General features: G+C 73.1%; 23 protein-coding genes. 18 read left to right on the top strand and 5 right to left on the bottom strand.

Annotated features, from left to right (window positions below; all coding sequences use genetic code 11):
* Positions 1 to 50: 50 nt before the first annotated feature.
* The 15 genes from SVTN_RS17710 (at position 51) to SVTN_RS17640 (ending at position 17,743) form a co-directional block, all read left to right on the top strand.
* Positions 51 to 1,841, top strand: coding sequence for a spermidine synthase (locus SVTN_RS17710; protein WP_245727577.1), 1,791 nt, complete (start codon positions 51 to 53; stop codon positions 1,839 to 1,841).
* Positions 1,842 to 1,981: 140 nt separating this feature from the next.
* Entirely contained in the window at positions 1,982 to 2,809 is an 828-nt protein-coding gene (locus SVTN_RS17705; protein WP_041129973.1) for an SRPBCC family protein, read from the top strand.
* A 36-nt stretch (positions 2,810 to 2,845) separates the two neighbouring features.
* On the top strand, positions 2,846 to 3,631 hold the full coding sequence (locus SVTN_RS17700; RefSeq protein ID WP_041129972.1) for an aldose epimerase family protein: 786 nt from the start codon (positions 2,846 to 2,848) through the stop codon (positions 3,629 to 3,631).
* A 10-nt stretch (positions 3,632 to 3,641) separates the two neighbouring features.
* Complete coding sequence (pyrE, locus tag SVTN_RS17695; RefSeq protein ID WP_041129971.1) at positions 3,642 to 4,190, top strand: orotate phosphoribosyltransferase; 549 nt, start codon at positions 3,642 to 3,644, stop codon at positions 4,188 to 4,190.
* 222 nt (positions 4,191 to 4,412) lie between these two features.
* Positions 4,413 to 5,435 carry a class II fructose-bisphosphate aldolase gene (gene fbaA, locus SVTN_RS17690; RefSeq protein ID WP_041129970.1) on the top strand — a complete coding sequence of 341 codons (1,023 nt, stop codon included), beginning with the start codon at positions 4,413 to 4,415 and terminating at the stop codon, positions 5,433 to 5,435.
* A 68-nt stretch (positions 5,436 to 5,503) separates the two neighbouring features.
* Positions 5,504 to 6,667 carry a MalY/PatB family protein gene (locus tag SVTN_RS17685; protein ID WP_041129969.1) on the top strand — a complete coding sequence of 388 codons (1,164 nt, stop codon included), beginning with the start codon at positions 5,504 to 5,506 and terminating at the stop codon, positions 6,665 to 6,667.
* A 113-nt stretch (positions 6,668 to 6,780) separates the two neighbouring features.
* Entirely contained in the window at positions 6,781 to 8,274 is a 1,494-nt protein-coding gene (locus SVTN_RS17680; protein WP_052499173.1) for an MFS transporter, read from the top strand.
* A gap of 14 nt (positions 8,275 to 8,288) precedes the next feature.
* A complete protein-coding gene (locus SVTN_RS17675; protein WP_041129967.1) occupies positions 8,289 to 8,702 on the top strand; it encodes a DUF3151 domain-containing protein in 414 nt (137 codons plus the stop codon).
* Positions 8,703 to 8,909: 207 nt separating this feature from the next.
* Complete coding sequence (locus SVTN_RS17670; RefSeq protein WP_041129966.1) at positions 8,910 to 9,761, top strand: tryptophan 2,3-dioxygenase family protein; 852 nt, start codon at positions 8,910 to 8,912, stop codon at positions 9,759 to 9,761.
* Complete coding sequence (gene kynU / locus SVTN_RS17665; protein WP_245727575.1) at positions 9,754 to 11,022, top strand: kynureninase; 1,269 nt, start codon at positions 9,754 to 9,756, stop codon at positions 11,020 to 11,022. Before SVTN_RS17670 ends, kynU begins: the two co-directional genes overlap by 8 nt.
* A gap of 105 nt (positions 11,023 to 11,127) precedes the next feature.
* Positions 11,128 to 11,997 (top strand): alpha/beta hydrolase, encoded by an 870-nt coding sequence (locus tag SVTN_RS17660; RefSeq protein WP_041129965.1) that lies wholly within the window; start codon positions 11,128 to 11,130, stop codon positions 11,995 to 11,997.
* A gap of 114 nt (positions 11,998 to 12,111) precedes the next feature.
* Positions 12,112 to 14,337: an FG-GAP repeat domain-containing protein gene (locus tag SVTN_RS17655; protein WP_041129964.1), complete on the top strand. Its 2,226-nt coding sequence runs from the start codon at positions 12,112 to 12,114 to the stop codon at positions 14,335 to 14,337.
* A gap of 86 nt (positions 14,338 to 14,423) precedes the next feature.
* Positions 14,424 to 15,737 (top strand): sensor histidine kinase, encoded by a 1,314-nt coding sequence (locus SVTN_RS17650; protein ID WP_041129963.1) that lies wholly within the window; start codon positions 14,424 to 14,426, stop codon positions 15,735 to 15,737.
* On the top strand, positions 15,734 to 16,396 hold the full coding sequence (locus SVTN_RS17645; RefSeq protein WP_041129962.1) for a response regulator: 663 nt from the start codon (positions 15,734 to 15,736) through the stop codon (positions 16,394 to 16,396). The genes SVTN_RS17650 and SVTN_RS17645 overlap by 4 nt, the downstream gene beginning before the upstream one ends.
* A gap of 150 nt (positions 16,397 to 16,546) precedes the next feature.
* Complete coding sequence (locus tag SVTN_RS17640) at positions 16,547 to 17,743, top strand: cytochrome P450 (RefSeq protein WP_041129961.1); 1,197 nt, start codon at positions 16,547 to 16,549, stop codon at positions 17,741 to 17,743.
* Between the two features lie 23 nt (positions 17,744 to 17,766).
* Here the strand turns inward: SVTN_RS17640 and SVTN_RS17635 are convergent, their stop codons facing one another.
* The gene (locus tag SVTN_RS17635) at positions 17,767 to 18,609 is read right to left on the bottom strand and encodes an alpha/beta fold hydrolase (RefSeq protein ID WP_041129960.1); all 843 of its coding nucleotides are present in this window, start codon (positions 18,607 to 18,609) and stop codon (positions 17,767 to 17,769) included.
* 129 nt (positions 18,610 to 18,738) lie between these two features.
* Between SVTN_RS17635 and SVTN_RS17630 the strand changes: the two genes are divergently transcribed.
* Positions 18,739 to 19,185, top strand: coding sequence for a MarR family winged helix-turn-helix transcriptional regulator (locus SVTN_RS17630; protein ID WP_099055206.1), 447 nt, complete (start codon positions 18,739 to 18,741; stop codon positions 19,183 to 19,185).
* 50 nt (positions 19,186 to 19,235) lie between these two features.
* Here SVTN_RS17630 and SVTN_RS17625 read toward each other — a convergent pair whose 3' ends face one another.
* Together SVTN_RS17625 and SVTN_RS17620 are read right to left on the bottom strand one after the other, a co-directional pair.
* The gene (locus tag SVTN_RS17625) at positions 19,236 to 20,840 is read right to left on the bottom strand and encodes an ABC transporter permease (RefSeq protein WP_041129958.1); all 1,605 of its coding nucleotides are present in this window, start codon (positions 20,838 to 20,840) and stop codon (positions 19,236 to 19,238) included.
* Positions 20,837 to 21,736 carry an ABC transporter ATP-binding protein gene (locus tag SVTN_RS17620; RefSeq protein WP_041129957.1) on the bottom strand — a complete coding sequence of 300 codons (900 nt, stop codon included), beginning with the start codon at positions 21,734 to 21,736 and terminating at the stop codon, positions 20,837 to 20,839. Before SVTN_RS17620 ends, SVTN_RS17625 begins: the two co-directional genes overlap by 4 nt.
* Positions 21,737 to 21,811: 75 nt before the next feature.
* Between SVTN_RS17620 and SVTN_RS17615 the strand changes: the two genes are divergently transcribed.
* Positions 21,812 to 22,309 carry a GbsR/MarR family transcriptional regulator gene (locus SVTN_RS17615; RefSeq protein ID WP_041129956.1) on the top strand — a complete coding sequence of 166 codons (498 nt, stop codon included), beginning with the start codon at positions 21,812 to 21,814 and terminating at the stop codon, positions 22,307 to 22,309.
* On the opposite strand, the gene SVTN_RS17610 is transcribed toward SVTN_RS17615, so the two are convergent.
* Positions 22,297 to 23,805: a hypothetical protein gene (locus tag SVTN_RS17610; RefSeq protein ID WP_041129955.1), complete on the bottom strand. Its 1,509-nt coding sequence runs from the start codon at positions 23,803 to 23,805 to the stop codon at positions 22,297 to 22,299. The two genes, SVTN_RS17615 and SVTN_RS17610, sit on opposite strands and share 13 nt — an antisense overlap.
* A 49-nt stretch (positions 23,806 to 23,854) precedes the next feature.
* Positions 23,855 to 24,685, bottom strand: a complete 831-nt coding sequence (locus SVTN_RS17605) for a diacylglycerol kinase family protein (protein ID WP_078908393.1) — start codon at positions 24,683 to 24,685, stop codon at positions 23,855 to 23,857.
* A gap of 110 nt (positions 24,686 to 24,795) precedes the next feature.
* Here SVTN_RS17605 and SVTN_RS17600 point away from each other — a divergent pair, with 110 nt between their 5' ends.
* Positions 24,796 to 26,079: an adenylosuccinate synthase gene (locus tag SVTN_RS17600; protein ID WP_041129953.1), complete on the top strand. Its 1,284-nt coding sequence runs from the start codon at positions 24,796 to 24,798 to the stop codon at positions 26,077 to 26,079.
* Positions 26,080 to 26,184 lie beyond the last annotated feature (105 nt).

Below are 26,184 nucleotides of genomic sequence, written 5' to 3'. Positions count from 1 at the left end.
CACTCGTGTGGGTGACAAGGGGTGTGACAGTCGTGACGTAGCGTTACGGCATGATCGAGCCGACCGTGACCATGCCACCCAAGAGGGTGCGCCGGCCGCCCGCGCGGCGGCCCGTGCGGCCGCCTCGCGAGGCGGTGCGGTTCCCGGTCCTCGCGGTCGTCTTCGTCTGCGCCGCCTGCGGCCTGGTCTACGAGCTCGAACTGGTCGCCCTCGCCTCCTACTTGATCGGCGACTCGGTCACCCAGGCCTCCGTCGTGCTCTCCGTGATGGTCTTCGCGATGGGGGTGGGCTCGCTCCTCGCCAAGCGGCTGCGCTGCCGTGCCGCCGTCGGCTTCGGCCTGGTCGAGGCCGGGCTCGCGCTGATCGGCGGCTGCTCGGCGATGGTGCTGTACGCGGCCTTCGCCTGGCTCGGCGAATCGCGGTACGTGCTCGTGGCGTTCTCGCTCGCGATCGGCGTGCTCATCGGCGCCGAGATCCCGCTCCTGATGTCGCTCATACAGGGGGCGGGACGGGCCTCCTCCCGTGCCTCTTCCCGGGGCTCCTCCGGGGTTTCCTCCCGTGACTCCTCCCGGGTTTCCTCTCGTGACTCCTCGCGGGTTTCCTCCGCGGCGGAGGCCCCTGCCGGGGACGGCCCCTCCGGGCGGCCCGGGCGGCAGGCCACGCTCGGGGAGCAGGACGACGCCGCCGGGACGGTCGCCGACCTCTTCGCCGCCGACTACGTCGGCGCGCTCGTCGGCGGCCTCGCCTTCCCGTTCCTGCTGCTGCCCTGGCTCGGCCAGCTCACCGGCGCGCTCGTCACCGGCGCGGTCAACGCGGTCGCGGGCGGCGGTCTCGTCCTCTGGGTGTTCCGCCGCGACCTGACGGACCGGTCCCGCGCCCTGCTCGTCGCCGTGAACCTGTGCGTCCTGACCGTCCTCGCCACCGCGACCGTCCTCGTCGACGACTTCGAACAGGCCGCGCGCCGGGCCGTGTACGGGGAGCGGGTGCGGGTCGCCGTCCACACCGACCTCCAGGAGGTCGTGGTGACCGGGGGCCGCGAGGAACCGCCCGACCTGTTCCTCGACGGCCGCCTCCGGGTGTCCGGCCGGGACGAGTACCGCTACCACGAGGCCCTCGTCCACCCCGCGATGAACGGCGCGCACGCGCGCGTGCTGATCGTCGGCGGCGGCGACGGCATGGCCGCCCGCGAGGCCCTGCGCTACGACGGGGTCGGCTCCGTCACCGTCGTCGAGCTCGACCCGGGGGTCGTCCGCCTCGCCCGTACGGACCCGGCGCTCGCCACGCTCAACGCGCAGGCCTTCCGCGACCCGCGCGTCCACGTGGTCTACGCGGACGCGTTCAACTGGCTGAGGGGCGCAGCCGATCGTCTGCAGGAACGGTACGACGTGGTGATCTCCGATCTGCCCGACCCCGGGATCACCCCCAGCACCAAGCTCTACTCGGAGGAGTTCTACGGTCTGGTGGCCCGGGTGCTCACGGAGTCCGGACGGTTCGTCGTGCACGCCGGCTCGGTCACCGGCCGGCCCCGCACCTACTGGACCGTCGACGCCACCCTGCACGCCGCCGGGTTCGCGACCCGCCCCTACAGCGCGTGCGGCCGCACCCCCGGCTTCGCCGCAGGACCCGACCGCACCAGCGGCGCGGAGCGGGGGCCGGAGGACTGGGGCTTCCTCCTGGCCGCACGGGGCGACCGGCCGCCCGCGCTCCGCCTCGCCCCCGACGTGCCCCGGCTGCGCTCGCTCGGCGCCGGGACCCTGGAGAGCGCGGCGCGCCGCGCCGAACGCACCCGAGGCGCCGAACCGCCGCCCTCGACCCTGGTGCACCCCCGGTACGGGGCCTGACCCGCCCGCCGGGCGAGTCAGCTTGCTGTGCGCACCGGTACGGGGCCGACTCGCCCGCCGGGCGCGCCGGTACGGGCCTGACCCGCCCGCCGGGTGCAAACAGGCGACGCCGTGCCCCCGCCTGAGTAGGCTCGGCTTCCATGGAGCATGAGGTGTTCGTCCCCGTCCCGGCCGAAGCCCTGCGCGCGACGCTCACGGACCCGGCCCGCGTGGTGCGCTGCGTGCCCGGTCTCCAGCGGGACGCCGACGCGGAGGCGGGCCCCCTCACGGGCCGGCTGAAGGTGCGGGTCGGCGGCAACACCATCACGTACCGGGGCGCCCTGCGCGTCGTCGAGCGGGACGGTGCCATCACCTACGAGGGCGAGGGCACGGAGGTCCGGGGCAAGGGCTCGGCCGAACTGTCCCTCACCGTCGTCCTCACCCCGCTGGCCGAGGGCACCAGCCTCAGCTTCACCGGCGCCCTCACGGCGGCCGGCCGGCTCGCCGACGCGACGGACGAGGCGCGCTCCACGGCGGGCGCCAAGCTCCTCGACAAGTTCGTGGAGGCCCTGGCCGCGCTGGCGGAGGAGCCCGCGTCGCCCGAAGAGGCCACCGACGACGACGGGGTCGACGACGGGGTGGAGGAGCCCTCCGGCCGGAGCGCCGTCTTCGACGTGCCGTTGCCGCCGGCCTCCCTCGACCCGCTCCTCGACGAGGAGTTCGGCGAGGGCCTGGGCGAGGACTTCGGCGAGACCCCGATCGAGTTCCCCGCCCCGCAGCCCGCCGCCGAGGCCGCCCACGCCCGCCGGACCATGATCGGGCGGAGCGCCGAGGAGGTCGACCACGCCCCGCCGCGCGGCCGGTACGCCCCCGTCCCCGCGCCCGAGACGACGAGCGCGGGCGCCACCCTGCGCTGGATCGCCCCGGCCGCGGCCCTCGCGCTCGCCTCCGCCGTCGTCGTCGGCCGGGCCCTGCGCCGCCGCCGCTGAAACGGTCCGGCCAGGCCCTAGGCTCGGTACGTGAGCATGCAGACGCGACTGACGGCGGGCGACGCCGAGTTGACCATCAACCCCGACCACGGCTGCCGGATCGAGAGCCTGCGCATCGCCGGCACCGAGGTCCTGCGCCAGGGCGAGCGGTACGGAAGCTTCCCGATGGTGCCCTGGTGCGGGCGGACCGAGAACGGCCGCTTCCGCAACGGCGCCACCCTGCACCAGCTGCCGGTCAACGCGCCCCCGCACGCCATCCACGGCACCGTCCGCGACCTCGCCTGGAAGACCGCCCGGACCTCCGCGACCGAGGCCGTGTTCACCTGCGAGCTCGGCGACCCCTGGCCGTACAAGGGCAGGGTCACCCAGGTCTTCGAGCTGTCCGAGGACTCCCTCACCCTCCGCTTCGGCGTCGAGACCTATGACGACTCCTTCCCGGCGCAGGCCGGCTGGCACCCCTGGTTCCTGCGCAACCTCGGGCAGGGCGGTCAGGACGTACGGATCGACTTCACGCCCGCCTGGCAGGAGGAGCGCGGCGACGACCACCTCCCCACCGGCCGCCGCATCGACCCCCTTCCCGGCCCCTGGGACGACTGCTTCGGCATGCCCGACGGCGTCGACGTCACCCTCACCTGGCCGGAGGAGCTGGAGCTGAAGGTCGCCAGCCGCGCCGAGTGGGTCGTGATCTACGACGAGCCGGCGGAGGCGGTCTGCGTCGAGCCGCAGTCCGGCCCGCCGAACGGGCTCAACACCCATCCGCGCCTGGTCACCCCGATCGACCCCCTGGAGGTCGAGAGCGTCTGGACCTGGCGGCGGCTTTAAGCTCAGTGGCATGACTGACGTACGCGCTGAGCTGCTCCAGCAGATCAAGGACAAGGCCGTGGTGCACGGCAAGGTGACCCTCTCCTCGGGTCTGGAAGCCGACTACTACGTGGACCTGCGCCGGATCACGCTGGACGGTGCGGCTTCGCCGCTGGTCGGCCAGGTCATGCTCGAACTGACCAAGGACCTCGACTTCGACGCGGTCGGCGGCCTGACCCTTGGCGCCGACCCGGTCGCGACGTCGATGCTGCACGCCGCCGCGGCGCGGGGCGAGCGGCTCGACGCCTTCGTCGTCCGCAAGGCCGCCAAGGCCCACGGGATGCAGCGTCAGGTCGAGGGCCCGGACATCAAGGGCCGTCGCGTCCTGATCGTCGAGGACACCTCCACCACCGGCGGCTCGCCGCTGACCGCCGTCGAGGCGGCGCGCGCGGCCGGCGCCGAGGTCGTCGCCGTGGCCACGATCGTGGACCGGGCCACCGGAGCCGGCGAGAAGATCAGCGGCACGGCGGGCGTTCCGTACCTCTACGCGTACGCGCTGGACGAGCTCGGCCTGGCGTAACCGCCGCGAAGTCGTGACTTAGGTCCGGGACCCCGCCCGGAAGGGTCCTGACCTGCGTTTTTGTCGAGGGGCGCGGTGTTTCACGTGAAACACCGCGCCCCTCGTCCTGTCACGCCCGTGGGAGCCCGCACAAGAGTCTGGAAAGATGGGCCGCGACGATGACGTCGCCCCTAGGTCAGGGACAGCAACGCACACACCCCGCACATCACAAGGAGCGGACGAATGCCCATCGCAACCCCCGAGGTCTACAACGAGATGCTCGACCGGGCGAAGGCAGGCAAGTTCGCCTACCCGGCCATCAACGTGACCTCGTCCCAGACCCTGCACGCTGCGCTGCGCGGCTTCGCGGAGGCCGAGAGCGACGGCATCATCCAGATCTCGACCGGCGGTGCCGAGTTCCTGGGCGGTCAGTACAACAAGGACATGGTCACGGGCGCCGTCGCCCTGGCCGAGTTCGCGCACATCGTCGCCGCGAAGTACGACATCACGGTCGCCCTCCACACCGACCACTGCCCGAAGGACAAGCTGGACGGCTACGTCCGTCCGCTGCTCGAGGTCTCCGCCGAGCGCGTCGCCAAGGGCCTGAACCCGCTGTTCCAGTCCCACATGTGGGACGGCTCCGCCGAGACCCTCGCCGACAACCTGGCCATCGGCCAGGAGCTGCTCGCGAAGGCCGCCGCCGCCAAGATCATCCTCGAGGTCGAGATCACCCCGACCGGCGGCGAGGAGGACGGCGTCAGCCACGAGATCAACGACGAGCTGTACACCACCGTCGAGGACGCCATCCGCACCGCCGAGGCCCTCGGCCTGGGCGAGAAGGGCCGCTACCTCCTCGCCGCGTCCTTCGGCAACGTCCACGGCGTCTACAAGCCGGGCAACGTCGTGCTCCGCCCCGAGCTCCTCAAGGACCTCCAGGCCGGCGTCGCCGCCAAGTTCGGCAAGGCCGACCCGTTCGACTTCGTCTTCCACGGCGGCTCGGGCTCGACGGCCGAGGAGATCGCCACCGCGCTGGAGAACGGCGTCGTGAAGATGAACCTCGACACCGACACCCAGTACGCCTTCACCCGCCCGGTCGTGGACCACATGTTCCGCAACTACGACGGTGTCCTGAAGGTCGACGGCGAGGTCGGCAAGAAGTCCACCTACGACCCGCGCACCTGGGGCAAGCTGGCCGAGGCCGGCATGGCCGCCCGCGTCGGCGAGGCCTGTGTCGCGCTGCGCTCGGCCGGCACGAAGCTGAAGTAAGCCTGTGAACGACGGGCCCGGTCACCCCTTGGGGTGCCGGGCCCTCGTCATGTCTGGAGGATGACCGCATGGCGTACGACTTCGACCGGGAGATAGACCGGCACGGGACCTGGTCCGTCCAGTGGGACGGCATCGCGGACCGCTTCGGCGTGCCCGACCTGCTGCCCTTCACCATCTCCGACATGGACTTCGCCTCCCCGCCGGAGATCCTCGCCGCCCTGCGCGAGCGCGTCGACCACGGCGTCTTCGGCTACACGGACTGGCGGCTCGGGGAGTTCCGGGAGGCGATCCGCCACTGGTACGCGAGCCGGTACGGCGCCGAGATCGACCCCGGGGCCCTGGTGTACGCGCCCTCCGTGCTCTCCCAGCTCTCGCAGCTCCTCCAGATGTGGACCGACCCCGGCGACGGCGTGGTCGTCCACACCCCCACGTACGACGGCTTCCGCAAGGCCGTCACCGGGCTCGGGCGCGAGCTGCGGGGCGTCCCGGTCGGCGCCCCGGAGGCCCTGGAGCGGGAGCTGGCCCGCCCGGACAGCCGGATGCTGCTGCTCTGCTCCCCGCACAACCCGACCGGCCGGGTGTGGACGGCGGAGGAGCTCACCGCCTTCGCCGAGCTGGCTGAGCGGCACGGCGCGGCCGTCGTCAGCGACGAGATCCACGCCGACCTGACGACCGACGGCCACCGGCACGTCCCCTGGACCCGGATCGCCGAGCCGGGCCGTGGCCGCCGCTGGGCCCTGGTCACCTCCGGCACCAAGGCCTTCAATTTTCCGGCGCTCTCCGGCTCGTACGGCATCGTCGGCGACCCCGACGAGCGCGAGGCCTTCGTGCGGCGCATGGAGACCGGCGAGGGGCTCGCCTCGCCCGCCGTGCTCTCCCTGACCGCCCACATCGCCGCGTACCGGCAGGGCGCCCCCTGGCTGGACGAGCTGCGCGGATACGTGGCGGGGACGATGGACATGCTCCGGAAGCGCCTCGCGGACGGGCTTCCGGAGGTCGACTGGGCGCCCCCGCAGGCCGGCTACCTGGCCTGGATCGACCTGCGGCCGCTCGGCATCGACGAGACCCGGCTCCAGGAGGAGCTCGTGGCGGTGGAGAAGGTCGCGATCATGCCGGGCGGGGTGTACGGCACGCCCGGCTTCGTCCGGCTGAACGTCGGCTGCCCCCGGAGCAAGGCCGAGCGGGGCGTGGACGCGCTGGTCAGGGCGGCGAACCGGTTGCGCACGGCCTGACGGGGCACGGCGAACCGGCTGCGTACGACCTGAGCCGTCGAGCGGGCGGAAGACCGGGCTTCGCGCTGAGCCGTCGGGGGGCGGAAGACCGGGCTTCGCGGGACCATGCAGACATGGGTGCGGGTGCGGATGCGGGTACGGGCGTGCGGGACGTGCGGATGGCCTCGGGGAGCGGCCGGTGGATCGTGTTCACCACCGTCCTCGGGTCCGGGATGGCGCTGCTCGACTCGACCGTCGTCAACGTAGCCCTGCCGCACATCGGCGAGGACCTGGGCGCCGACCTCGCCGTCCTCCAGTGGACGGTCAACGCCTACATGCTGACCCTGGCCGGGCTGATCCTGCTCGGCGGCTCGCTCGGCGACCGGTTCGGGCGGCGGAAGGTCTTCGTCGTCGGCGTGGTGTGGTTCGCCCTGGCCTCCCTGCTGTGCGGGCTCGCCCCGAACGCCGGGGTGCTGATCGCGGCCCGTGCCCTCCAGGGCGTCGGCGGGGCGCTGCTCACGCCCGGCTCGCTCGCGCTGATCCAGGCGAGCTTCCACCCGGACGACCGGGCGCGGGCGGTCGGGCTCTGGTCGGGCTTCGGCGGGGTGGGTGCGGCGATCGGGCCGTTCGTGGGCGGCTGGCTGGTGGACGGGCCCGGCTGGCGGTGGGTGTTCCTGCTGAACGTGCCGCTCGCCGCGCTCTGCGTGCCGGTCGCCCTGCGGCACGTGCCGGAGTCGCGGGACGAGACCGCGCACGGCCGCTTCGACGTGCTCGGCGCGGTCCTGGGCGCGGCGGCGCTCGCGCTCGTCACGTACGCGCTGATCGGCGCGGCCTGGTGGGCCGGGGCGGCCGGGGTGGTGGTCGGTGCCGGGTTCGTGGTGGTGGAGCGGCGGCGCGGGGAGCGGGCGATGGTGCCGCCGTCGATCTTCCGCTCGCGCCTCTTCACCGCGGTCAACCTGGTCACGCTGTGCGTGTACGCGGCGTTCGGCGGCTTCTTCTTCCTGGCCGCCCTCCAGCTCCAGGTGGTCGCCGGCTACTCGGCGCTCGGCGCCGGTGTGGCGCTGCTGCCGACGACCGTGCTGATGCTGCTGCTGTCCGCGAAGTCCGGGGAGCTGGGGGAGAGGATCGGGCCCCGGATCCCGCTCACGGTGGGGCCGCTGCTGTGCGCCGGCGGGATGCTGCTGATGCTGCGGGTCGGGGAGGACGCCTCGTACGTGACGGACGTGCTGCCGGCGATGCTCGTCCTCGGGCTCGGCATGACGACCCTCGTGGCCCCGCTGACCGCGACCGTCCTCGCCTCGGTGGACGTGTCCCGGGCGGGCCTGGCGAGCGGCATCAACAACGCCGCCGCCCGCGCGGCCGGGCTGATCGCGGTGGCCGCGCTGCCGCTGCTCGCCGGGATGGGCCCGGAGGCGTACCGCTCGGCGGAGGAGTTCGGGGCGACGTTCCGGCGGGCGATGCCGATGTGCGCGGGGATCCTGGTGGTGGGCGCGGTCCTCGCCTGGACGACGATGCGGACCCCGGCCGGGGCGGCGGGCTGCCACCCGGAGTGCAAGGTCCACTGCGGGGTGCAGGCCCCGCCGCTCGACCCCGGGCAGCGGGACGCGGCCCCTGGTGCGGGGTCCTGAGGCAGACTGGGCCCATGGCCATCCACGAGAACCTCCTGGGGGGACCGGCCCCCACCCACCTGCCCGACGACCCGGGTCCGCGCGAGCTGCTCGCGAACGGAACGGCGCCGGCGGACGTCGCCGCGAAGTACCCGACCTCCTCGCTCGCCTGGGCCCGGCTCGCCGACGACGCCTACGAGCGCGGCGCGGTCGTCGAGTCGTACGCCTACGCCCGCACCGGCTACCACCGCGGCCTCGACGCGCTGCGCCGCAACGGCTGGAAGGGCCACGGCCCGGTGCCGTGGGAGCACGAGCCGAACCGCGGCTTCCTGCGCGCGCTGCACGCCCTGGCCCGGGCGGCCGGCGACATCGGCGAGAAGGACGAGTACGAGCGCTGCACGACCTTCCTGCGGGACTCCTCGGAGACCGCGGCGGAGACGCTCGGCTGACGCTTCCCGATCATGACGGGGCGCCCTTTCCTCCCGCGCGGGGGGAGAGGGCGTCCCTGTTGATCGAACTCCGATTCGTGTCATGATGCGCTTGGGACGTGCGCGAAGGAGCGCGCCTCCCGAGGGGACCGGAGCTCCCGTGGCGCGCCGCAGAGCGCGCGCGGTGGAGCGGACCGCTACCCGGTAGCACGTATCGAGGAGACAGAAATGTCCACCTTCCCCGATGCCTCCGGAGCCGGATCGGTCGTCGACGCACCGAACCTCGACTTCGCGGGCACGACGCCGTACGAGGACTACGTCCAGGCGGACGTCCTCACCCACCTCCAGCACCTCCGCTCGGACGACCCCGGCGAGATGGTCTTCCTGGTCACCACCCAGGTCATGGAGCTGTGGTTCACGGTGATCGTCCACGAGTGGGAGACCGCGAGCCGCGCCCTGCGCGAGGACCGCGTCCCCGTCGCGATGGACGCGCTCAAGCGCTCCGTGCGCGAGCTGGAGGCGCTCAACCACTCCTGGCGTCCGCTCGCCCAGCTCACCCCGGGCCAGTTCAACGCCTACCGGGCGGCGCTCGGCGAGGGCTCCGGCTTCCAGTCGGCGATGTACCGGCGGATGGAGTTCCTGCTCGGCGAGAAGTCCGCGTCCATGCTGGTCCCGCACCGGGGCGCGCCCCGCGTCCACGCCGAGCTGGAGAAGGCGCTGCACGAGCCGAGCCTGTACGACGAGGTCCTCGGGCTCCTCGCCCGGCGCGGCCTGCCCGTCCCGCAGGAGGTCCTCGGCCGTGACCTGGCGCAGCGGTACGAGCCCTCGCCCGAGGTCGAGGCGGTCTGGGCCGGGATCTACGCGGACGCCGACCAGAACGGCGAGCTCGTCCGGCTCGGCGAGGCCCTGAGCGACGTCGCCGAACTGGTCTGGCGCTGGCGCAACGACCACCTGGTGGCGACCCGGCGCGCGATGGGCGCGAAGACCGGCACCGGCGGCTCCGCCGGCGTGGCCTGGCTGGAGAAGCGGGCCCAGAAGAACGTGTTCCCCGAGCTCTGGACGGCCCGCAGCCATGTCTGACGACCTCCTGAAGCGGGCCGCCGAGCCCGAAGCCGCCGACGGCCTCCGCAAGCGGGCCCTGGAACTCGACGCCGCCGACGGCCTCCGCAGGCGGGCCCTGGAACTCGACGCTGCCGACGCACTGGCCGGGCACCGCGAGAAGTTCGCCCTCGACGAGGGGACCGTCTACCTCGACGGCAACTCGCTGGGCGCGCTGCCCGCACACGTCCCGGCCCGCATGGCCGACGTCATCACCCGCGAGTGGGGCGAGCTGCGCATCCGCTCCTGGGACGAGTCCGGCTGGTGGACCGCGCCCGAGCGGATCGGCGACCGGATCGCCCCGATCGTAGGCGCCGCCCCGGGGCAGATCGTGGTCGGCGACTCGACGAGCGTGAACGTCTTCAAGGCGGTCGTCGCGGCCGCCCGGATCAACGGCGACGACCGGAACGAGATCCTCGTCGACGCGACGACCTTTCCCACGGACGGGTACATCGCGCGGTCCGCGGCGCGGATGACGGGTCACGAGATCGTGGCATGCGACCCGGCCGACATGGCGGCCGCGGTGAGCGACCGCACGGCCCTCGCGCTCGTCAACCACGTCGACTACCGCACGGGCCGGCTCAACGACCTGCCCGGGCTCACCGCCGCGCTCCACGCGGCGGGCGCGCTCGCCGTCTGGGACCTGTGCCACAGCGCGGGCGCCCTGCCCGTCGGCCTGGACGCGCACGGGGTCGACCTGGCCGTCGGCTGCACCTACAAGTACCTGAACGGCGGCCCCGGTTCGCCCGCGTACCTGTACGTCGCCGAGCGCCACCAGGCGGCCTTCGACTCGCCGCTGCCCGGCTGGAACTCGCACACGGACCCGTTCGCGATGACCCCCGGCTACGAGGCGGCGCCGGGCGCGCTCAAGGGCCGGGTCGGCACGCCCGACATCCTCTCCATGCTGGCCCTGGAAGCGGCGCTCGACGTCTGGGACGGGGTCGCGATCGAGGACGTGCGGGCCAAGTCCCTCGCCCTGACGGACTTCTTCCTGGAGTGCGTGCGGGCGTACGTCCCCGAGGGCCGAGTCACCTCCGTGACCCCCGGGGAGCACGGCGAGCGCGGCAGCCAGGTGGCGCTGCGCTGCGCGGACGCGCCCGCCGTCATGACCGAGCTGATCAAGCGCGGGATCGTCGGGGACCTGCGCCGTCCGGACATCCTGCGGTTCGGCTTCACGCCGCTGTACGTGGGCTTCGCGGACGCGGAGCGGGCGGCGAGGGTCCTCGCGGAGGTTCTTCGGTAGCTCGTCGACAGGTCGGATGATCACCTGATCTGCGAGGGGTCCGGTGCTGGTACCGTCCCCGCAGGTCAGGCCAATTCGGCCGCGTACCCGAGAGGTTGGAACAGCATGCCGGACCCCGCCGCGCGCGATGCCGCCGAAGAGGCGTCGGCCTTCTCGCACCCGGCCGTCGCCCCGGACGCCACCGCCGCGTACGGCGACCACCCGGACCAGGTGGTCGACTTCTACGCCCCGCGCGACGGGCGCACCCGGGCGCCGCTCGTCGTCGCCCTGCACGGCGGCGCCTGGCGGGCCCCGTACGACCGGCAGCACCTGACTCCGTTCGTGGACTTCCTGGCCCGCCGGGGCTTCGCCGTGGCGAGCGTCGAGTACCGGCGCGGCCCCGGCCTCCCCCACCAGGGCGGTACGGCTCCGGTGGCCGGGCGCTGGCCGGAGACCTTCGACGACGTGGCGGCCGCCCTGGACGCCGTACCGGACCTGGCCGCCGCGCACCTCCCGCAGGCCGACCCGAGGCGGACCGTCCTCACCGGCCACTCGGCGGGCGGCCACCTCGCGCTGTGGGCCGCCGCCCGGCACGTCCTGCCGGCCGGCTCCCCGTGGCGGCTCCCCGCCCCGCCGGAGCTGCGCGGGGTCGTCGCCCTCGCCCCGATCTCCCACTTCGCGCGGGCGGTGGAGCTCGGGGTGTGCGGCGGCGCGGTCACGGAACTCCTGGGCGGCGAGGCGAAGTACGAGGAACGGGCCGCCTCCACGGACCCGTCCGTCCTCCTCCCGACCGGCATCGCGACCACCGTCGTCCAGGGCCGCGAGGACATCGTCGTCCCGTACGCCGTGGCCGAGGCGTACGCGGAGGCGGCGGCGAAGGCGGGCGAGGAGGTCGGCCTCACGCTCCTGGAGGGGATCGGCCACTTCCCGCTGATCGACCCGGCGGCGGACGCGTGCGCGGTGGTGGCGGAGGAGATCGCCCAGCTGGCCTGGTGAACGGCCGGACCGGAATCCCGAATTCCCCGGGCTTCCCGTACAACCCTTCGAACCGATCGCGAGTCTGATCGGGCGCGCACCGTCGTGTCCGATCTTCCTCGTGGGGGTTTCACCTTGCAGCTCCGCACCACCGGCACCCGTCTCGCCACGGCCGTCACGGTCGCCCTCGCCGCCACCGCCCTCGGCGCCGGCACCCTGGCGACCGCCCCGGCGGCCTTCGCGGCGACGCCGGCCGCCGTCTCGGCCCCGACCGAGACGGCCGACACCGCCCTTCCCGTCTTCCCGAAGGGCAGCGACCTCGGAGGCGCGGCCACCTCCGGCTTCCTCAGCTACTCCTTCCAACAGGACGGGACGAGGGACCTGCTGTGGACGCCGTACGACGGCAGTGCCGCGATCTCGCTCCAGGCCCCCGAGGGCTGGTCCCTGGGGGCCGGTGACGTGGTCGTCCTCGGCGACGCCAACTGGATCGTCCAGATGCGTCAGCTCACCCTGCGGAACATGGCCGACCCGGCCGCGCCGACGGTGTCCATCGACCTCGGCGCGCTGAACGGCAACTACGTGGCCGTGCTGAGCCCGACGAGCGTGCTGGCGCAGATCACCAACGCCGACGGCACGGCGGAACTGCACGTCGTGACCAAGGACGGCGCCACGACAACCACCCGCAAGATCGAGGGTCTGCCCGCGGACGCCACCGACTTCTTCGGCTCGCAGGCCCACGACGGCCAGGTCTTCGTCGGGTACGAGACGGGGCCGGCGGACAAGCGGGTCGGCGGCCGGGCCATGGTCGACCTGACGGCCGGGACGGTCACGGCGACGTACGCCGCTCCCGAGTCCGGGTACGGCTTCGGCGGTCTGGGCTTCTCCGCCTCGCACGTGACCTGGTTCGGCTACAGGTCCGGTACCGGCGACTACATCACGTCCGTCGACCGCAAGACGGGCGAGCAGAAAGAGACCGTCCTGGGCACTCACGAGGGCGAGTGGTACCACCCGCTCGTGGGCGAGTGGCTGGTCTACGGCAACGCCGATCAACTCGCCAAGGCCCGCAACCTGACCACCGACGAGACCGTCGACCTCGGCGTCTCGGCCTCGCGCGCGCAGTCCGCGGCCGACGGCAGCGCGCTGATGCTCGGCACCCGGGCCGCGGACGGCGAGGGACTGTTCCGCGTCGTGGCCGGTGCGGACGGCGCCCCGACCGTCACCAAGGTCGCGGAGCTGGGCGCCCCGGTGGTCGGGCAGCGGCTGGCGATCGAGCAGTCCAGCGTCCCCGACGCGGTGAACCTCGACCAGACCGGCGGCAAGGTGACCCTGGGCTGGACGCTGTCGCGTACCGACGCCGTCGTGGACGTCACCCTCACGCACACGGCCACCGGCAAGGAGTTCAAGAAGCGCCTGACCGCCCCCGCGAGCGGCAACCTGTTCTCCTTCGACTGGGACGGCGTCATCGCAGGGGTGGACGCGCCGAACGGCACCTACGGCGTGGAGGCCGAGGCGACGCTGCTCAGCGGCACCGGCACGCCCGCCTACGAGGGCTGGCTCATGAACGTCTCCCGCACGGCCAACCCACACGACTACACGAACAACGGCTCCACCGACGTCCTCGCCCGGGACGCCTCCGGCGTGCTGTGGCGCGACGACCTGCGCGACCGTCCGGTGGGCGGCCAGATCAAGACCGCCCAGCGCAGCAAGGTGGGCACGGGCTGGGGCACGTACAAGCAGATCGAGGCCGTCGGCAACATCTCGGGCTCGTCCGTCGGAGACCTGATCGCCCTCGACGGCACCGGCGTGCTGTGGCAGTACCAGGGCAAGGGCGACGGCACCTTCAACACCCGCGTCAAGATCGGCTCCGGCTGGGGCGGCTACACCAAGCTCGCCGGCGGCTCGGACCTCAACGGCGACGGGAAGCCCGACCTCCTGGCCACGGACGCCTCCGGCGCACTGTGGTTCTACAAGGGCACGGGCAGCGCCACGGCCCCCTTCGCGGCGCGGGTGAAGGTCGGCGGTGGCTGGGGGATCTACAACCAGCTGACCGCCGTCGGCAACATCGCGGGCTCGTCCGCCGGGGACCTGGTCGCCCGTGACACCTCCGGTGTCCTGTGGCTCTACCAGGGCAACGGCACCGGCGGCTTCTCCACCCGGGTGAAGGTCGGTTCCGGCTGGGGGGCCTTCTCCCAGCTGGTCGGCGCGGGCGACGTGAACGCCGACGGCCGCCCGGACCTGATCGCGTACGGGACGGGCGGCACGTACGTCTACAAGTCCACCGGCTCGGCCACGGCGCCGTTCACGCGCCTGACGACGAACCTGTACGCGGGCGAGGGCACCAAGTTCAACAGCGTCGCCTGAGGCCTGCCCTAGTCCTCAAGGGGGACCCGGAAGGATCCGCATCCAGCGGGACGACCGGGTCCCCCGCCCCCCGTACCGTCTTCGGTGTGACCCAGACACAGTCCTCCGAGACGAGCCGCAGCCCCGAGTTCCGCCTGGTGCAGGTGGCGCTCGGCGGGCTGCGCCAGGAACTCTTCCACGACGCCTTCGCCTACCGGCCGCTGCCGCGCATGGACGTGGAGAGCGGCCCGACGCGCTTCCTTCCGGCGCGGATACGGATCTATGCCGGTCTGCTCCCGCACGCGGTCGTCGCCTTCTGCGCCGTGATCGTCTTCGCCATGGGGTACGACCGCATCTACTACGCCTTCGGGTTGCTCGCGTTCGTGACCTCCGTCGCGCCGGCCGCGATCGTGATGCTCACCCTGGTCAGGCCCGTCCTCGCCTTCTGGGCCTCGCTCGCGTCGATCCCCTTCGTCGGATACATCGCCGGCTACGAGGGCGGCTGGCCCTGGGCGGCGAACTCGCTCGCCGCCCATCTGGTGGTCCTCGCCGTCGTCGCCGCCCGCTCCCGACCCCGCACGGCCGTGTGGATGTGGCTGGTGACGGCGGGCTACTGCCTCTTCGCCGAGATGTTCCTCGGGGTCGGGCGCAGCTCCGACTCGGTACCGCTGCTGTTCATCGCGGCCCTCGTCCTCCTCACCGTCACCGTCTTCCAGGTCCGCCGCCAGGCGACCCGCGAGGTCACCGCCCAGCAGACCGTCACCGCGCAGGAGATCTCCAAGCGGACCGTCCTGGAGGAGCGGACGACCATCGCCCGCGAGCTGCACGACGTCGTCGCCCACCACATGTCGGTGGTCGCCATCCAGGCGGAGGCCGCGCCCTACCGGGTGGAGAACCCGCCGCCGGAGCTGGAGCAGGCGTTCCTCACGATCCGGGAGAACGCCGTCGCCGCGCTGACCGAGCTGCGCCGCATCCTCGGGGTCGTACGGGCCGAGGACTACGAGGCGCCCGACGCCCCGCAGCCGACCCTCGGCGACCTGGACACGCTCGTCGACAACGTCCGCGAGGCCGGGCTCGACGTGGAGAAGACGGTGACCGGCGCGGTGCGCGAGCTGCCGCAGGGCGTGGAGCTCTCCGCGTACCGGATCGTCCAGGAGGCCCTCTCGAACGTCCTGCGGCACGCCCCGGGCGCCGCCGCGAAGGTCGAGGTCAGCTACGTCCTCGGCGGTCTCGGCCTGCGGATCGCCAACGGCCCGGCCCGAGGCCTGGTCAAGCCTTCGCCGGGCGCCGGGCACGGCATCACCGGCATGCGGGAGCGTGTGACGATGCTGGGCGGGGAGATGACGGCCGGGGCGACCGAGGACGGTGGGTACGAGGTGGCGGCCTTCGTCCCCGTGAGCCGTGAGGAGCAGCAGACGTGATCCGGGTACTGATCGTCGACGACCAGATGATGGTCCGTGAGGGTTTCTCCGTTCTGCTCGGCGCGATGCCGGACATCGAGGTCGTCGGCGAGGCGGTCAACGGCCGGGAGGCGATCGAGCAGGTCGCCGCCCTCCACCCCGACGTGGTCCTCATGGACATCCGGATGCCCGAGCTGAACGGCATCGAGGCCACCCGGGAGATCGTCGCCGCCGACGCGGACGCGAAGGTGCTCGTCCTGACGACCTTCGACCTCGACGAGTACGTGTACCAGGCGCTGCGCGCCGGGGCCTCCGGCTTCCTCCTCAAGGACGCCTCGGCCCGGCAGCTCGCCGAGGGCGTGCGGGTCGTCGCGTCCGGCGAGGCGCTGCTCGCGCCGACCGTCACGAAGCGGCTGATCACCGAGTTCGCGAAGGCGCCGGGGACGTCTCCGCGCCCGCCGGCGATGGCGCAGATCGGGGAACTGACCGAGCGGGAGACGGAGGTCCTCGTCCTCATCGCGCAGGGCCTGTCGAACGCCGAGATCGCCGGCCACCTCGTCGTCGCCGAGTCGACGATCAAGACGCACGTCAGCCGCATCCTGGTGAAACTGGGCCTGCGCGACCGCACACAGGCGGCGGTCTTCGCGTACGAGGCGGGCCTTGTACGCGTCGGCGGCTGAGGCGCCGGTCCGGGCGCGGCGCCCGGACTGGACGCGGTGTCGGTAGGGGAGGGGCGCCCGGTACGGGCGCGGTGCCGGTTCGGGAGGGGTGCCAGTTCGGGCGCGGCGCCGGTACGGGAGGGGTGCCCGGTCCGGGGGTAGCGTCCGGGCATGGATGCTGTTGACGCTGTGTACGACCCCTGGTCGGCGGAGTTCGTCGCCGATCCCTACCCCGCCTACGCCCGACTGCGCGCCGCCGGCCGCGCGCACTGGCACGGCCCCACCCGCCAGTGGCTCATCCCGCACTACGAGGACGTGGCCGCGCTCCTTCGGGACCGGCGCCTCGGCCGGACGTACACCCATCGCTTCACGCACGAGGAGTTCGGGCGTCCGGCGCCGGACGCCGCGTACGAGCCCTTCCACACGCTCAACGACCACGGGCTGCTCGATCTGGAGGCGCCCGACCACACCCGGATCCGGCGGCTCGTCTCGAAGGCGTTCACACCGAGGACGGTGGAGAACCTGGCGCCGACGGTACGGAGGCTGGCCGCGGACCTGGTCGGGGGACTGGTCGCCGACGGCGGCGGCGATCTGCTCGCGCGGGTCGCCGAGCCGCTGCCGGTCGCGGTGATCGCCGAGATGCTCGGCGTTCCGGCGGAGGACGAGGAGCGGGGGCGGCTGCGGCCCTGGTCGGCGGCGATCTGCGGGATGTTCGAGCTGAACCCCTCGGAGGAGACGGCCCGGCGGGCGGTCGAGGCCTCGGTCGAGTTCTCGGACTATCTGCGGGAGTTGATCGCGCGGCGGCGGAAGAGCCCGGGGGAGGACCTGATCTCGTCCCTGATCGCGGTGGAGGAGCTGACGGAACAGGAGATGATCTCCACCTGTGTCCTGCTCCTCAACGCGGGCCACGAGGCCACCGTCAACACCACGGTCAACGGCTGGTGGACGCTGCTCAAGCAGGACGTCCGGCCGGATCCCGAAAAGTTGTCCACAGCTGTGGAAGAGCTGCTGCGCTACGACACCCCGCTCCAGATGTTCGAGCGCTGGGTCCTCGACGACATCGAGCTCGGCGGCGTCACCATCCCGCGCGGCTCCGAGGTCGCCCTCCTCTTCGGCTCCGCCAATCGCGACCCCGCCCGCTTCGGCCCCACCGCCGACGTCCTCGACCTCGAACGGGCCGACAACCCGCACATCACCTTCGGCGCCGGCATCCACTACTGCCTCGGCGCCCCGCTCGCCCGCCTCGAACTGACCGCCGTCTTCGGCGAGCTGCTGCGGCAGGCACCGGGTCTGAGGCTCGCCGCCGAACCGGTGTGGAAGCCGGGGTACGTCATCCGGGGCTTCGAGGAGCTGCTCGTGGAGGTCTGAGCGGCGCACCCCGGCCCTTCGGCTCAGCATGTCTCCGCCAGGACCTGGCGGAGGCGCGTCGCATACGCCTCCGGGTGGCTGGTGTTGCCGTTGTGTCCGCCGGGGAACTCCGCCGGCTCCTCGCCGACGAGCTCGGCCAGGGAGGCCGCGCACCGGCGGTCGAAGACGGTGCGCGGGGTGGTGCGGCCGACGGCGGGGACGATGCGGGTGCCGGTGTGCGCCAGGGCGGCGGGGTCCAGCGTGTCGTGGACGATCGCCGTGAAGTCGTGGCGGATGAAGTGGTCGAAGTTGGCCACGCGCAGGGCGTTCATCGGCTGGGGCGTCAGACCGGGCTCGGCGTCGGCGCCGGTGGGGTCTATGCCCAGGGTCCGGGCGATCTCCGGCAGGGCGACGGAGAGGCCTTCCTGGCGGTACAGCTCCTGGAGGGCGGTGAGCTCCTGCTCGTGGCGCGTGCGCTCCTCGTCGGGCAGCAGGCGCGGGGCGACGGGCTCGTGGGCCACGAGCGTGCGGATCAGTCCGGGGTGGCGCACGGCCACGTGCAGTCCGATGACGGCGCCCATGCTGCAGCCGAGCATGAGGGCGGGCGCGTCGGTGAGGGCGGCGAGGAGACGCTGGACGTCGTCGGCGTGCTCGACCAGCGTCGCTCCCCGCTCCGGGGCGTCGAGCCGGCTGCGGGAGAGGCCGCGACGGTCGTAGGTGATCACGCGGTAGGAGTCGGTCAGCCGGGCGACGAGGTCGGTGCTGCGGTCGGCGTCGCCCTCGCCGCTCTGCGAGATCAGCAGCGTCGGACCGGTGCCCCGGACCTGGTAGTGCAGGACCGCCCCCGGAACGTCGAGCGTGCCCTCGGTCGGAGTCGTCGTGGTCATGGGTCTCCCCCTTCGTGTGCGGAGGGCGTCGCGCCCCCCGTCCTCCTCGTCGACGTTATTCCATCCAACTCGATGCATCAATCCCGATGAATCAGATTGGATGAATCGAGTTCGATGTATGTTGACGGGGTGAATGGAGCCGAACTGTTCCTCCTGGGCCGCGTCCTGATGAAGATCGGCGAGGACGCGCTGCCCGAGCCCCCCGGCGGCGAGGGCCGGTACGCCGGCAGCGCCCGGCTGGTGCTGATCGTCGCCGGCGACATCGCCGCCCACCCCGACAGCGCCGTCGGCGAGATCGCCGCGCGGACCGGGCTGCCGCAGAGTCAGGTGTCCACGGCCGTGGCCAGGTTGAAGGAGGCCGGTTCGGTGCTGGCCGTGCCGGACCCCGCCGACCGGCGCCGGGTGCTCGTGCGCCCCGCCGCGGAGGCGTCCGAGCGGGTGGCGGAGGTGCGGGCCACCCGCATCGAAGGCGCGCTCGCCGCCGCGCTGGGGTCCGACGACCCGCAGCGCCTCCGGGAGGTCACGGAGGCGCTGGAGGTGCTGGCGCGCACGCTCATGCCCGCGTCGCGAACCTAGGGTCTGATCCGGCGCGAATGGTCAGACGGGCCCTGAGGCGCACAGGGGCCTCAGGTCAGCAGGTCCCGCCGCCGCAGCCCCGCGAGGCCCGCCGCCGTCAGGGCCGCTGCCAGGGCCGTCAGGGCCAGGAGCGGGGTCCAGGTCATCTCCTGGCCGCCCGGCAGCTTCGGCAGGTGCCCGAAGGGGGAGAGGTTCAGGACGGTCTGCGGCAGGCCGAGCGCCGGGCCGATCCAGCCGAGGGCCAGACAGAGCCCGGCCACGCCCCACGCGGCGGTCGCGGCCTTCGGGGCCGCGCCCCAGAGCAGCACCGCGAGCCCGGCGAGCGTCCACACGGCCGGGAGCTGGGCGAGCACGGCGCCCAGGACGGGGCCGAGGTCGTGCCCGTACGAGAGGGCCAGGCCGAGTCCGGCGAGGGTCAGGATCAGGGCGGAGCCGGCGAAGGCGATCACCAGGTGCCCGGCGGCCCAGCGGAGCCGGCCGAGCGCGCCCGCCAGGAGCGGTTCGGCCCGGCCCGAGGTCTCCTCGGTGCCCGGCCGCAGCACGGAACCGACCGCGTACAGCGCCGCGAGCATCCCGAAGAGGGACACCATCGTGGCGAGGAAGGCGTCGGTCAGGGCGCTCTGGCCGCCCATCCGCTCGAAGATCTCCCGGGCCGGTTCGTTGCCGCCGACGATGTCGGCCGCGCCCTCGACCATCCCGCCGAAGACGAGCCCGCCGAGCAGGAAGCCGAGCGACCAGCCGAGGAGCGTGCCGCGCTGGAGCCGCCACGCGAGTGCCCCGGCCGACGCGAGCCGCCCCTCCGCCGGTCCCGGCCGGGTCGCCAGGAAGCTCGCGCCGACGTCGCGGCGGGCGGTCAGCGCGTACGCCGCCGCCGTCTGCACCAGGACGGCCGCGAGGAGCAGGAGCAGTACCCACCAGCGCTCGCCGGCGAAGGCGCGGACGTGTTCGGCCCAGCCGACCGGCGAGAGCCACGTGAGGACGGACGAACCGTCGGCCGTACCGGCGTCCCCCGCCGCCCGCAGGACGAACGCCAGGCCCAGGACGGCCGCCGTCAGGCCCTTCGCGAGCCGCGCGCTCTCCGTGAACTGGGCGGCGAGCGCGGCCGCCGTCGCGAAGACCATGCCGGTGCCGCCGATCGCCAGACCGAGGGCGAGCGCCCCGGCCGCACCCTGGCCGGCGAGGCCGGCGGTGACGACGAGGGCGACGGCCGTGTTGAGGGTGAGCGCGGCGAGGAGCGCCGCCGTCAGCGGGGCCCTGCGCCCCACCGCCCCTGCGGACAGCATCTCCTGACGGCCCGTCTCCTCCTCCTCGCGGGTGTGCCGTACCACCACGATCAGGCTCGCGACGGCGGCGAGGACCGCGCCGAAGGTGCCGAAGCGCCAGGCGACGAGCCCGCCGAGGGAGTCGCCGAAGACCGGCCCGTACATGGCGCGCATCGAGCTGTTGGCGGTCATGGAGGCGGCGAGCTCGGCCCGCTCGGCGGCCGTGCCGTAAAGACCCTCCAGGGAGCCGGCGCCGCTCGCGACCAGGCCGCCGGTGACGAGCGCCCAGACGGGGAGCACCACCCGGTCGCGGCGCAGCGCGAGCCGCGTGAGGACGCCGGTGGCGGCGAAGCTCCCGGTCCGCGGGAGGGCGCCGGTGCCGGTGAGGGTCATGACGCGACCCCGTCCGTGTAGTGCCGGAGGAAGAGCTCCTCCAGGGTGGGCGGGGTGGAGGTCAGGCTCCGTACGCCCGAGGCGGTCAGGGAGCGGAGGACGGCGTCGAGCTTGTCGGTGTCGACCTGGAACTTCACGCGGCCGCCCTGCGCGTCGAAGCCGTGGACGCCGGGCAGGTGGGCGAGGCCGTTGGGCGGTCCGGCGAGTTCGGCGGTGACGCTGGTACGGGTCAGGTGCCGCAGCTCCGCGAGCGAACCCGACTCGACGGTGCGGCCCTTGCGGACGATGCTGATCCGGTCGCAGAGCGCCTCGACCTCGCTGAGGATGTGCGAGGACAGGAGCACCGTCCGCCCCTGCCGGCTCGCCTCCCGCACGCAGTCCTGGAAGACCTCCTCCATCAGTGGGTCGAGGCCGCTGGTCGGCTCGTCGAGGACGAGCAGGTCGACGTCGGAGGCGAAGGCGGCGACCAGGGCGACCTTCTGCCGGTTGCCCTTGGAGTAGGTGCGGCCCTTCTTGGTGGGGTCGAGCTCGAAGCGCTCGATCAGCTCGGCGCGCCGGGCCTTGTCGAGCCCGGCGCCCCCGCGCAGCCGTCCGTACAGGTCGATGACCTCGCCACCGGACAGGTTGCGCCAGAGGGTCACGTCGCCGGGGACGTACGCGATGCGGCGGTGCAGCTCGACGGCGTCGGCCCAGGGGTCGCGGCCGAGGAGCTGCGCGGCGCCGGAGTCGGCGCGGAGGAGGCCCAGGAGGACCCGGATGGCGGTGGACTTCCCGGCGCCGTTGGGGCCGAGGAAGCCGTGGACCTCGCCGGTCTCGACGGTGAGGTCGAGGCCGTCGAGGGCGTGGGTGCGCCCGAAGGACTTGTGGAGTCCGACGACGCTGATTGCCTTCGTCATGCTTCAGAACGTACGCTCATTTCACAAACTTGTGAAGTTAAGGAAGCGCATGAATCCGCGCTTAGAGTGGGGAACATGACGACGACGCCCAAGGAAACGACCGGGGACGAGGCGGCCTCCCGCTTCGTCGAGCGCTTCGCCGCCGAGATGACCGCCGCCGGCATGCAGCGCATGGCGAGCCGCGTCTTCGCCGCGCTCCTCGCCTCCGAGACGGCCTCCATGACCTCGGCCGAGCTGGCCGACCAGCTGCGGATCAGCCCGGCCGCCGTCTCCGGCGCGATCCGCTACCTCTCCCAGGTCGGCATGGTCAGCCGCGAGCGCGACCCCGGCACCCGCCGCGAGCGGTACGTCCTCCACAACGAGCTCTGGTACGAGACCTTCACCCGCCGCGACCAGACCCTCACCCGCTGGGAGAAGGTCCTCGACGAGGGCGCCGCGACCCTCGGGACGGACAGCGCGGCGGGCCGCCGCATCGCGGAGACGGCCGAGTTCTTCGCCTTCCTGCACGGCGAGATGGCCGGGATCATGGACCGCTGGCGCGCCCACAAGGACGCGGGAGCTCAGGAGGCCTGAGTCTCCAGGGGCGGGGCGAGCCGTTCGAGGAGCGCGGTGAAATCCGGCCGCCCGTCCGCCTCCCGGTAAGGCCCCGCCGGCCACAGCGGGCGCCCGTCGATCCACGGCACCACGAACGGCATGCGGTCGTCCGGCGTGAAGTCCTGCCAGCCGTGCAGGGAGACGGTGCCGACGGGCAGGGCCGGAAGCCCGCGGCGCGGCTCCTTCTGCGAGCCCGGCGGAATCAGCGGGAGCACCCCCTCGGCCTCGGCGCCCCCGCTGCCGTACATCGGGAAGAGCACCAGGACGGGCGCGCCGCCGTGGGGGTCGTACAGCAGGACGTACCGGCGCTGCACGTAGCCGGGGCGGGCCGCGGCCCGGGCCGTCAGGCGTGCCGCGGGTATGCCGGTGGTCAGCAGCTGGTAGCAGGAGTACACGAGAACGCCCAGGGCCAGCGCGCCCGCGACGCCCAGCTTCAGCAGGTCCTCCTTCGGCGGCCCGGTCAGCGCGGCCGCGCCCAGGGCCGCGCAGAACGCGAGCGCGACGAGGACCCGCTGCACCCCGGCGACCCGCCGCAGGCTCCGCACCCGCCACCAGGCCACCTCGCGCACGTCCGCCTCCGGGCGGGGCGCCCGGCCCCGGCCCAGGGGCGTGGCCTGCCGCTGGGCGTGCGCGGCGAGCTCCGCGTAGGTGGGCCCGGACGGCGTGGGCTCCCTGTCGAGCCGCACGGAAGAGCTGGTGCCGGGACCGGCGTCGGGACGGTCGTCGGGGCTGGGGTCGGGACGGTCCTCGGGGCCGGCGTCAGGGTTGTCGTAGAGGCTGTCGTCGGGGCTGTCCTCGTGGTCGGCGTCGGGGTTGTCGTAGAGGTTGTCGTAGGGGGCGGTGTAGATGCGGTCGTAGGGGTCGTCCACCGTGACGGGTACGGGTCCGGGTACGGACTTGGACAGCGGCCCCTGCGGCTGCCGCGGCGCCGCCCGGCGCATCAGCCCCTCCGCCTCCGCGCGCGCGACGCTCCGCCTCCGCACGCGTCCGCCGCGCATCGGCTTCGCCCAGATCAGCGGCCCGCTGCCGGGCGTCGTGACGACCCCGCCCACGCGCGGGTCGCCGCACCACCACAGCACGCCGTCCGGACCGGGCCGCACCAGCTCGTACCGCTGCCGCGTCGTGATCACGGTCAGCGGCCACGCCTCGGCGCCGTCGGGGGAGCGCAGGACGACGCTCGTCGCGTACTGGCTGCTGCCGATCGCCACGGCGGGGTGCGCCGACCAGGTGCCCGCGCCGAGGGTCCGCCGCATCCGCCGCGCGTTGCCCCATGAGCCGATCCCGAAGCACAGCGCCAGGAACCCGGGCGCGAAGAGCCAGTAGGTCGCGTCGGAGGCCCACGTGTCCGCGACCAGCAGCTCGACGGCGACGGCCAGGACGAGGGCCACGACCCCCGCGACGACCAGCAGGGCGGTTCCTCGCCGGTGGCGCTCCAGCCCCGCCGCCGTCTCCTCGACGTCCAGCGCACACGTCATCGCACGTTCCCCCACCTGGCTAGCGGTCCCTGTCTCCCCGCCCGAGACGTTATGCGGCCTCCACCGGCAATGTCAGCCCCCAGGCCCCCGCCCGCACCGTCCACGTCCTCCGCCGCACCGGCCCCGTGAGCCGCCCGTCCGCGCGGTAGCGGAAGTCCGGGCCCGAGACCGTGACCGTACGGGCGGTCGCGTGCCGCGCGGGGGCCGAGGACGGGTGGACGGTCACCTCGGCCGTACCGCCGACCGGGCGGACCGTGAGGCCCTCCACCGGCGCGTCGACGTCGGCGAGCAGCACCCCGTCCGCCTCCACCCGCAGCAGGGCGGCGGGCGCGGCCGCGGGCGCCGGGCGGACCAGCGTGCGGACGAGGGAGCGGCAGGTGCCCCACACGGACGGCGCCGCGGCGACGGGGACGGGCACGCCCGGGACGAGGAGGTCGCCGAGTACGACCCCGTCGCTGTCGTCGACGAGCAGGTCGAGGCGGCGTACGGCCCCGTGCAGGGCGACCCGGGCCGCCGCCGGCGTGGAGCGCGGCACGCCGAGCGCGTGGGCCACCTCCAGGGCGTCCGGGGCGCCGATCGGGACGAGCGAGAGGGCCCCGTCGGCGAGCTCCCGCTCGCGGTGCAGCAGGGCCACCGTGCGCAGCAGCGCGCGGTCGTCGCCGAGCACGACGGGCCGCCGGGAGCCGCGGCGGGCCAGGGCCCGGGAGAATTCCTCGGGGCCGTCCGGCAGGCAGATCTTCGCCTCAGCGCCTGCGGACAGTACATCCTTCGCGATCCGTACGGACTCGCCGTCACTTCGGCGGGCGACCGGGTCGACGATGACCAGCAGCTGGTCGTGATCCGACACCTCGGTCCTTCCTCGGGTAGCATCTTTGTGCAAGAGCCCCTTGCGCTATTGCGCCAGGGGCTTCGTCTATTCCGGGGCACACCGGTGAGGCGGCGTACGCCCCCTGACCTTGGACATGCCCCACCCGGAAGGGGTGTACGCCTGTGCCCGCACTTGTGCTGCTCGGTGCTCAGTGGGGTGACGAGGGCAAGGGAAAGGCCACCGACCTGCTCGGTGGATCCGTGGACTACGTGGTGCGTTACCAGGGCGGCAACAATGCCGGCCACACGGTCGTCGTAGGCGACCAGAAGTACGCGCTCCACCTCCTCCCTTCCGGAATCCTCTCCCCGGGGTGCACCCCGGTGATCGGAAACGGTGTCGTCGTCGACCCGGCGGTCCTGCTCTCCGAGCTGAGCGGACTGAACGAGCGCGGCGTCGACACGTCGAAGCTCCTGATCAGCGGCAACGCCCACCTGATCACCCCGTACAACGTCACCCTCGACAAGGTGACGGAACGGTTCCTCGGCAAGCGCAAGATCGGCACGACGGGCCGCGGCATCGGCCCGACCTACGCCGACAAGATCAACCGCGTCGGCATCCGGGTCCAGGACCTGTACGACGAGTCGATCCTCACCCAGAAGGTCGAGGCGGCGCTCGAGGGCAAGAACCAGCTCCTCGCCAAGCTCTACAACCGCCGCGCGATCGACGCCGCGCAGATCGTCGAGGAGATGCTCCAGTACGCGGAGCAGATCAAGCCGTACGTCGCGGACACCACCCTGATCCTCAACAACGCGCTCGACGAGGACAAGGTCGTGCTGTTCGAGGGCGGCCAGGGCACCCTGCTCGACGTCGACCACGGCACGTACCCCTTCGTCACCTCCTCGAACCCGACCGCGGGCGGCGCCTGCACGGGCGCGGGCGTGGGCCCGACGAAGATCTCCCGCGTCATCGGCATCCTGAAGGCGTACACGACCCGCGTCGGCGCCGGCCCGTTCCCGACGGAGCTCTTCGACGCGGACGGCGAGGCGCTGCGGCGCATCGGCGGCGAGCGCGGTGTCACCACCGGCCGTGACCGCCGCTGCGGCTGGTTCGACGCGGTCATCGCGCGCTACGCGACCCGGGTCAACGGCCTGACGGACTTCTTCCTCACCAAGCTCGACGTGCTGACGGGCTGGGAGCAGATCCCGGTCTGCGTCGCGTACGAGATCGACGGCAAGCGCGTCGAGGAGCTGCCGTACTCGCAGACCGACTTCCACCACGCGAAGCCGATCTACGAGATGCTGCCGGGCTGGTCGGAGGACATCACGAAGGCCAAGACCTTCGCGGACCTCCCGAAGAACGCGCAGGCGTACGTGAAGGCCCTGGAGGAGATGTCGGGCGCCCCGATCTCCGCGATCGGCGTCGGCCCCGGCCGCACCGAGACGATCGAGATCAACTCCTTCCTGTAAGCCTGTAAGCCTGTAAGCCTGTAAGCCTGTAAGCCTGTAAGCCTGTAAGGCTGCGAGCGGTACGCCGAAAGGGCCCGCACCCCCCGGGGTGCGGGCCCTTTCGCG

The organism is Streptomyces vietnamensis (genome assembly GCF_000830005.1).
Taxonomy (GTDB): Bacteria; Actinomycetota; Actinomycetes; order Streptomycetales; family Streptomycetaceae; genus Streptomyces; species Streptomyces vietnamensis.
This window is presented reverse-complemented; position numbering and strand designations above follow the sequence as displayed.

What these genes read in the sequence shown, in the direction of transcription:
- SVTN_RS17675 (WP_041129967.1), top strand. Translation starts at nt 8,289, where the DNA reads ATGGCCATCCACGAGAACCTCCTGGGGGGACCGGCCCCCACCCACCTG.
- SVTN_RS17710 (WP_245727577.1), top strand. Translation starts at nt 51, where the DNA reads ATGATCGAGCCGACCGTGACCATGCCACCCAAGAGGGTGCGCCGGCCG.
- SVTN_RS17685 (WP_041129969.1), top strand. Translation starts at nt 5,504, where the DNA reads ATGGCGTACGACTTCGACCGGGAGATAGACCGGCACGGGACCTGGTCC.
- fbaA (WP_041129970.1), top strand. Translation starts at nt 4,413, where the DNA reads ATGCCCATCGCAACCCCCGAGGTCTACAACGAGATGCTCGACCGGGCG.
- pyrE (WP_041129971.1), top strand. Translation starts at nt 3,642, where the DNA reads ATGACTGACGTACGCGCTGAGCTGCTCCAGCAGATCAAGGACAAGGCC.
- SVTN_RS17670 (WP_041129966.1), top strand. Translation starts at nt 8,910, where the DNA reads ATGTCCACCTTCCCCGATGCCTCCGGAGCCGGATCGGTCGTCGACGCA.
- SVTN_RS17610 (WP_041129955.1), bottom strand. Translation starts at nt 23,805, where the DNA reads ATGACGTGTGCGCTGGACGTCGAGGAGACGGCGGCGGGGCTGGAGCGC.
- SVTN_RS17640 (WP_041129961.1), top strand. Translation starts at nt 16,547, where the DNA reads ATGGATGCTGTTGACGCTGTGTACGACCCCTGGTCGGCGGAGTTCGTC.
- kynU (WP_245727575.1), top strand. Translation starts at nt 9,754, where the DNA reads ATGTCTGACGACCTCCTGAAGCGGGCCGCCGAGCCCGAAGCCGCCGAC.
- SVTN_RS17700 (WP_041129972.1), top strand. Translation starts at nt 2,846, where the DNA reads ATGCAGACGCGACTGACGGCGGGCGACGCCGAGTTGACCATCAACCCC.
- SVTN_RS17615 (WP_041129956.1), top strand. Translation starts at nt 21,812, where the DNA reads ATGACGACGACGCCCAAGGAAACGACCGGGGACGAGGCGGCCTCCCGC.
- SVTN_RS17680 (WP_052499173.1), top strand. Translation starts at nt 6,781, where the DNA reads ATGGGTGCGGGTGCGGATGCGGGTACGGGCGTGCGGGACGTGCGGATG.
- SVTN_RS17625 (WP_041129958.1), bottom strand. Translation starts at nt 20,840, where the DNA reads ATGACCCTCACCGGCACCGGCGCCCTCCCGCGGACCGGGAGCTTCGCC.
- SVTN_RS17705 (WP_041129973.1), top strand. Translation starts at nt 1,982, where the DNA reads ATGGAGCATGAGGTGTTCGTCCCCGTCCCGGCCGAAGCCCTGCGCGCG.
- SVTN_RS17620 (WP_041129957.1), bottom strand. Translation starts at nt 21,736, where the DNA reads ATGACGAAGGCAATCAGCGTCGTCGGACTCCACAAGTCCTTCGGGCGC.
- SVTN_RS17660 (WP_041129965.1), top strand. Translation starts at nt 11,128, where the DNA reads ATGCCGGACCCCGCCGCGCGCGATGCCGCCGAAGAGGCGTCGGCCTTC.
- SVTN_RS17635 (WP_041129960.1), bottom strand. Translation starts at nt 18,609, where the DNA reads ATGACCACGACGACTCCGACCGAGGGCACGCTCGACGTTCCGGGGGCG.